The sequence below is a fragment of the Microcoleus sp. bin48.metabat.b7b8b9.023 genome (genome assembly GCF_013299185.1).
In the GTDB taxonomy this organism is placed as follows: domain Bacteria; phylum Cyanobacteriota; class Cyanobacteriia; order Cyanobacteriales; family Microcoleaceae; genus Microcoleus.
Genome location: NZ_JAAFKG010000020.1, coordinates 97,888 through 104,482, shown reverse-complemented (window position 1 = coordinate 104,482; position 6,595 = coordinate 97,888). Strand labels below are relative to the sequence as shown.

6 protein-coding genes are annotated in these 6,595 nt (G+C 45.3%); 3 read left to right on the top strand and 3 right to left on the bottom strand.

Features of this window, described 5'->3' with window-relative positions; genetic code table 11:
• Positions 1 to 106 precede the first annotated feature (106 nt).
• The 3 genes from QZW82_RS13970 to QZW82_RS13960 all read left to right on the top strand — a co-directional run bounded on the left by QZW82_RS13970 (position 107) and on the right by QZW82_RS13960 (position 1,772).
• Positions 107 to 655, top strand: coding sequence for a TerD family protein (locus QZW82_RS13970; RefSeq protein WP_293149066.1), 549 nt, complete (start codon positions 107 to 109; stop codon positions 653 to 655).
• A 295-nt stretch (positions 656 to 950) separates the two neighbouring features.
• The gene (locus QZW82_RS13965) at positions 951 to 1,142 is read left to right on the top strand and encodes a VWA domain-containing protein (RefSeq protein ID WP_293149064.1); all 192 of its coding nucleotides are present in this window, start codon (positions 951 to 953) and stop codon (positions 1,140 to 1,142) included.
• 30 nt (positions 1,143 to 1,172) lie between these two features.
• Positions 1,173 to 1,772, top strand: coding sequence for a TerD family protein (locus QZW82_RS13960; RefSeq protein ID WP_293149062.1), 600 nt, complete (start codon positions 1,173 to 1,175; stop codon positions 1,770 to 1,772).
• Positions 1,773 to 1,987: 215 nt separating this feature from the next.
• Here the strand turns inward: QZW82_RS13960 and sufD are convergent, their stop codons facing one another.
• The 3 genes from sufD to sufB all read right to left on the bottom strand — a co-directional run bounded on the left by sufD (position 1,988) and on the right by sufB (position 6,436).
• Positions 1,988 to 3,331: a Fe-S cluster assembly protein SufD gene (sufD, locus tag QZW82_RS13955; RefSeq protein WP_293149060.1), complete on the bottom strand. Its 1,344-nt coding sequence runs from the start codon at positions 3,329 to 3,331 to the stop codon at positions 1,988 to 1,990.
• Positions 3,328 to 4,119, bottom strand: coding sequence for a Fe-S cluster assembly ATPase SufC (sufC, locus tag QZW82_RS13950; RefSeq protein WP_293149058.1), 792 nt, complete (start codon positions 4,117 to 4,119; stop codon positions 3,328 to 3,330). The genes sufD and sufC overlap by 4 nt, the downstream gene beginning before the upstream one ends.
• Before the next feature lie 877 nt (positions 4,120 to 4,996).
• The gene (sufB, locus tag QZW82_RS13945) at positions 4,997 to 6,436 is read right to left on the bottom strand and encodes a Fe-S cluster assembly protein SufB (protein WP_293149056.1); all 1,440 of its coding nucleotides are present in this window, start codon (positions 6,434 to 6,436) and stop codon (positions 4,997 to 4,999) included.
• Positions 6,437 to 6,595: the final 159 nt, after the last annotated feature.

Genomic DNA, 6,595 nt, shown 5'->3' with positions numbered 1-6,595 from the left:
CTTTAATCGTTCACTGTTCATTTAGGGAGTGGATAGGTTTTCTTTTTCACCCTCATTCTCTCCTGGGACGGTGGCTTTAGTTCTTCTTTTGCCACCGTTCTCATCTTTGGTTAGTCTAAACTACAGTAAAGAAGCACCGGGGCTGAAAAATGCCGGGATCGGTTTAGGATGGGATATCAATGCTACAGACACCGGAGGAGCATTTGACTTAGATGCTTCCGTGTTTATGCTGGGCGCTGCTGGTAAAATTCCCAGCGAAAAATACTTTGTTTTCTACAATAACAAAGAGTCGCCGGATAATTCTGTAAAACATCTGGGAGATAGCAGAACCGGAGAAGGAAGTGGCGATGATGAAAGAGTTACAGTCGATTTAACCAAGGTAGATCCTGCGGTGCAAGAAATTGTGTTTGTGGTGACAATCCACGAAGCGGAATCGAGAAGGCAAAATTTCTGTCAACTGCGGAATGCTTTTATCAGGATTTACGACACTACTACTGACATTGAAGTCACTAGATACGATTTGGATGAGGATTTTGGGAAGGAGACTGCGGTGGAGTTTGGCAGACTTTACAAGAAAGATGGCGAGTGGAGGTTCCAAGCTGTCGGACAAGGTTACAATTCAGGCTTGCAAAGCTTTGTAGATAAGTACGCCTGATCGAAGGTCGATCGCTCTAAACTAGATTAGTTCGCGATCGCACTCCGAGACCAAGAAACCGGGTTTTTTGCAGTTTTAAGTGGTGACAACAAACTATTTTGGTCAAAAAACCCGGTTTCTGGCTATCCTGGCTCCAGGAATATCGATATCGAGACTCAATTTGGCAACAGTACAAATATTCCCCTGAATTGTAGTTTCTAGAACCTCAGTCGCGTTAATCCGTAGGGTGCGTCGCTGCGACATCTTGGACATAACTTGCGGATTTCTGAGGGCGACGCGCCCTACTTACTAGAATATGCTGTATAGCATTTCTCAAAAAGGTTCGCGGACGAATTTTGAGCTGGAAAGCTTGACAACAATACAGGGTTTGTGTTTCTTCAGTATAGAAGACCCGGAACATATTACCGATGAGGAATTATACGATTGGTTGACAGCAGAATATCCGCATTGGGTAAAATCAGCGCGTCTGGAAAATATCTTATCCTAGAAATAGCAAACCTTACAAAATAATCAAACTATGGCTATCAACTTGACAAAAGGACAATCGATCGTACTCAGCAAAAGCGAATTCGACTTATCTCGATTGACAATGGCCTTGGGCTGGGATGTAGCGAAAGCTAAAACAGGTCTTTTCGGTAGAAGCAGCGGTGCAAATTTTGACTTAGATTCCTACGCTCTGCTGCTGGGAGAAAATGGCAAATTAAAAAACTACAAAGAAGATGTAATTTATTACTCTCATTTGGAGTCAAAGGACAAAACCGTGGTTCATTCCGGCGACAATCTCACGGGAGCTGGAGACGGAGACGACGAACAAATCTTTGTAAAATTGAGTTCTTTGCCAGTAGAATATCACAAAATTATCTTGGGTGTAAATATTTACGATGGGCCAGCAAGAAAACAGCATTTTGGCATGGTAGAAAACGCTTACGTAAGGGCTGTAGATGCAGCCGGAAAAGAAATCGCTCGCTATCGCTTGTCAAATGACCCTTCCTATGAAGGCAAAATAAATATGTTGATGGGAGAAGTTTATCGAGAAGGTGGCGAGTGGAAATTTAAGGCATTGGGAAATCCTTTGGCTGAAGATTTGAATGGTGTTGTCGGTTCGTTTATGCGGTGATATCAAAAACTTCGGTTGTGTTGAAAAGATAATTCATTCTTTCATATCATGTCCGGTCAATTGACCGAAACAAGTAAGGTTCGTAGTGCGGACTTCAGTCCGCATCCAGAAAGCGGACTAAAGTCCGCACTACGAACCTTTTTTCTGATGGTTGATTGGACATATGGGTAGGGACACAGCAATGCTGTGTCCTAATTTGTGTGCTAACCAATCAGTTATTCTTGGACAGCCACACAGGTAGAAAGCATTTTCGCCACTCCAACAATCGGCAATTGATTGAGCATTTCCGCCGCAAAAGCATCAATTAGCAAATAGCGACTTCTTTCTAAATCTAAGCCGCGGCTTTGCAAGTAGAAAAGTTCATCATCTTCCAACTGGCTGACTGTTGCACCGTGGGAACATTTAACGTTATCCGCCACAATTTCTAACTGCGGTTTGGTATCTACCCGCGCCCTCGGCGACAGCAACAAATTCCGGCTCAATTGTCCGGCATCTGTCAATTGTGCGGCTTTACGAACAAAAACTTTACCGTTAAATACTGCACGAGCTTTGTTACCGACAATGCACTTGTGCAATTGCCGGCTTGTGCCGTGGGGGTGATTGAAATCAATTAAACTGTGAGTGTCCGCTAACTGTTCGCCAAAGGCTACAGTTAAGCCATTTAAAGTTGTTTCGGTGCCTTCGCCGCGCTGAAATACTTCTAAATTGTGCCGCGATATTTTGCCACCCAAGCTGATAGCATGACAAGTATAACGGCTGTTGCGGGATTGCTCGATCGCACTTTTGCCCACATGAACCACATCCAAACCTTCGCGCTGAAGCCGAACATGGTTCACTGTGGCGTTTTCAGCGACAACAACATCCGTGACAGCATTCGTCAAAGCCGAGACATTACCAACAGTTGTGTAATCCTCAACAACAGTGACTTTGCTGCCAGCCTCAGCTACAATTAAGCAGTGCGGCTGACACATCGCCGGAGATGCACCTGGTGCAGTCACGAACAGCAAATGAATCGGAAGGTCGATCGACATATTAGCAGGTACAAACACCACCGCAGCATCCACCAAACCCGCAGTATTCAAGGCTGTAAACACTTCAGTTTGCTGTTTGTGCTTGCTCAAAACATCGGTGATGCGCGATCGATATTTTTCCGGTACGTTAGATAGATTACCTGCATAAAAGTCGATCTGTAAATTCGGAACAACCCCAGAATCAACCGTTGACAAATCCGGCGCATAAAAACCGTTAACAAATACCAATCTCAACGGTAAATCATCCCGATTCTTCACAGGCATAATAACATCAGCCAGCTTAACCGTTGACTGATTGCTCTGCGGTACATGAAAAGGAACTTGCAAAACCGGCGACAAATCAGTAAAGCGCCATTCCTCATCCCTCACCGTCGGAAAACTTGCAGCCAGCACATATTCAGTCGCCGCATCCCGCAAATCCTGCAACCCGTAAGTCGAACTTTCGCTATTAGCAACCTCCAACTTACCGCACTGATTCACCAAATCAGCCAAAAACATTTCCCTAGTAGCAACCTGCGTATTTATCATCGCGCGCCAACTCCTGCTGCTTCCTCTTCCACAACCCAGTCATAACCGCGCTCTTCCAATTCCAGCGCCAACTCTTTCGGGCCAGTTAAGATAATTCTGCCCGCTTCCATGACATGAATAAAATCAGGAATAATGTAATTCAACAACCGTTGATAGTGAGTAATCACCAACATCGAATTTTCAGCCGTTGACAACTGATTTACACCACCGGCAACAATTTTGAGAGCATCGATATCCAAACCAGAATCAGTCTCATCCAAAATAGCTAACTTCGGTTCCAAAAGCGCCATTTGCAAAATCTCATTCCGCTTTTTCTCACCGCCAGAAAAACCCTCATTGACACTCCTTCCCAAGAAAGCCGGATTCATCTTGACAACATCCAGCTTATCCTCGATTAAATCTTGGAAATCAAAAGCATCCAACTCTTCCAAACCGCGATGTTTGCGATGAGCATTGTAAGCCACGCGCAAAAAATCGACATTACTAACGCCCGGAATTTCCAAAGGATATTGGAAAGCCAGGAAAATTCCTGCTAAGGAACGTTCTTCCGGCGGTAATTCCAGGAGATTCTGTCCCAGGAAAGTAACTTCTCCACCCGTCACCGTATAAGCAGGATGGCCGGCTAATATTTTGGATAAAGTGCTTTTACCCGAACCGTTGGGGCCCATGATGGCGTGAATTTCACCCGATTTAATTTCCAGATTCAAACCTTTTAGGATTTGGGTATCTTCCACATTCGCAGTTAAATCGCGGATAGATAAAACCACTTGACTATTTTCAACAATCATCTATTTTTTTCCTTGGCCTCAATGGGGTTTACACTTTTTTTTGTCGTTTCTAGGCTGTGCCGATTGCTGACAGTTTAGGGTAAAATCTATAGTCTCTCTTGTTTGTATCGAAGTTTCGATTCCCCCTAGCCCCCCTTAATAAGGGGGGGACAAGAATGTTCTTAAAGTACCCCTTCTTAAGGGGGGACACCAGAAGTATTCTCTTTCGTCCCCCTTATTAAGGGGGATTTAGGGGGATCTAGACTCGAATAAAAGCGACATTAAACCTACCTACCATCTCTCTTGTTTGTATCAAAGTCTGGATCCCCCCTAGCCCCCCTTAATAAGGGGGGGACAAGAATGTTCTCAAAGTACCCCTTCTTAAGGGGGGACACCAGAAGTATTCTCTTTCGTCCCCCTTATTAAGGGGGATTTAGGGGGATCTAGACTCGAATAAAAGCGACATTAAACCTACCTACCATCTCTCTTGTTTGTATCAAAGTCTGGATCCCCCCTAGCCCCCCTTAATAAGGGGGGGACAAGAATGTTCTCAAAGTACCCCTTCTTAAGGGGGGACACCAGAAGTATTCTCTTTCGTCCCCCTTATTAAGGGGGATTTAGGGGGATCTAGACTCGAATAAAAGCGACATTAAACCTACCTACCATCTCTCTTGTTTGTATCAAAGTCTGGATCCCCCCTAGCCCCCCTTAATAAGGGGGGGACAAGAATGTTCTCAAAGTTTCCCTTATTAAGGAAGGATAATAATGTTCTCTTTCGTCCCCCTTATTAAGGGGGATTTAGGGGGATCTAGACTCGAATAAAAACGACATTTATTTGGTTGCAGTTTTAAGTTGTCATCCATTGGCAAAGCCTGGAAGGGTTTTTCACCCACATAAATTATCCGACGCTGCCTTCCAACTTCAGACTCAACAGCTTATCAGCTTCCGCCGCAAATTCCATCGGTAACTGATTGAAAACATCTTTACAGAAACCGCTAATCATCATCGAAATCGCATTTTCTGCGGAAATTCCCCGCTGGGCAAAGAAGAACAATTGCTCCTCCCCTATCTTGGAAGTCGAAGCTTCGTGTTCCACTTTAGCAGTATGGTTCTGCACTTGAATATATGGGAAGGTATTCGCTTGAGCGTTATCGCCAATCAGCATCGAGTCGCACTGAGAATAATTCCGAGCACCTTTAGCACTCGGCCCCATTTTCACCAAGCCGCGATAGCTGTTAGCAGAATTTCCCGCCGAAATTCCCTTAGAAATAATCGTGCTGCGAGTGTTTTTGCCGACGTGGATCATTTTGGTGCCGGTGTCAGCTTGTTGCTTGTTGTTTGTCAGCGCTACGGAGTAGAATTCACCTACGGAGTTGTCGCCGACTAATACGCAACTGGGATATTTCCAAGTAATCGCTGAACCAGTTTCTACCTGCGTCCAAGAAATCTTGGAATTTACTCCTTGACACAAGCCGCGCTTTGTTACAAAGTTGTAAATTCCGCCTTTGCCGTTGGCGTCGCCGGCGTACCAGTTTTGCACTGTTGAATATTTGATATCGGCATTGTCCATTGTTACCAATTCCACGACGGCGGCGTGCAGTTGGTTGGTGTCAAACATCGGTGCGGTGCAGCCTTCCAAGTAAGAAACAGAGCTGTTTTCTTCTGCGACAATTAGGGTGCGCTCGAACTGGCCGGAATCTCCGTTGTTGATGCGGAAATAGGTGGACAATTCCATCGGGCATTTGACGCCTTTGGGAATGTACACGAAGGAACCGTCGCTGAATACGGCGGAGTTTAGGGCTGCGAAAAAGTTGTCGCCGACTGGGACGACGCTACCGAGATATTTTTCTATTAATTCGGGATAATCTTTGACTGCTTCTGATATGGAACAGAAGATAACACCGTCTTTGGCTAGTTTTTCTCTAAATGTTGTGGCGATGGAAACGCTGTCGAAAACGGCGTCAACGGCGACATTTCCGAGGCGCTTTTGTTCGGATAGGGGAATGCCCAGTTTCTCGAAGGTTTCCAGCAGTGTCGGGTCAACTTCGTCCAAACTGTTGAGCTTTTTGGGCTTTTGTTTTGGCGCGGAATAGTAGATAATTTGTTGGTAGTCGATCGCCGGATAGTTGACATGAGGCCACGTCGGCTCGGTCATTGTCAGCCACTTGCGGTATGCCTTGAGGCGGAATTCCAGCATGAATTCCGGTTCGTTTTTCTTCGATGAAATCAGTCGCACTACATCTTCACTCAAGCCGCGGGGGATGGTGTCTGACTCGATGTCGGTGACGAAACCGTATTTGTAGGGCTGGTTGACTAGGGTTGTGACTGTAGAGCTCATGATTTTGCGTGTTCAGTGTTCTAGATAGTGCTCTCAAAGATGGCAGACGGGTCAATCGCTGTCTGGGCTTGAGCGAGTTCTGCTGGACTGCTCGGTTGAGTTAAACAACTGGTTTGTTGCTTTACTATATTTTAAGCTACATTAACAATAGTGATATTG

Coding starts and splice junctions, on each gene's coding strand:
- QZW82_RS13965 (WP_293149064.1), top strand. CDS start 951: ATGCTGTATAGCATTTCTCAAAAAGGTTCGCGGACGAATTTTGAGCTG.
- QZW82_RS13960 (WP_293149062.1), top strand. CDS start 1,173: ATGGCTATCAACTTGACAAAAGGACAATCGATCGTACTCAGCAAAAGC.
- sufD (WP_293149060.1), bottom strand. CDS start 3,331: ATGATAAATACGCAGGTTGCTACTAGGGAAATGTTTTTGGCTGATTTG.
- sufC (WP_293149058.1), bottom strand. CDS start 4,119: ATGATTGTTGAAAATAGTCAAGTGGTTTTATCTATCCGCGATTTAACT.
- sufB (WP_293149056.1), bottom strand. CDS start 6,436: ATGAGCTCTACAGTCACAACCCTAGTCAACCAGCCCTACAAATACGGT.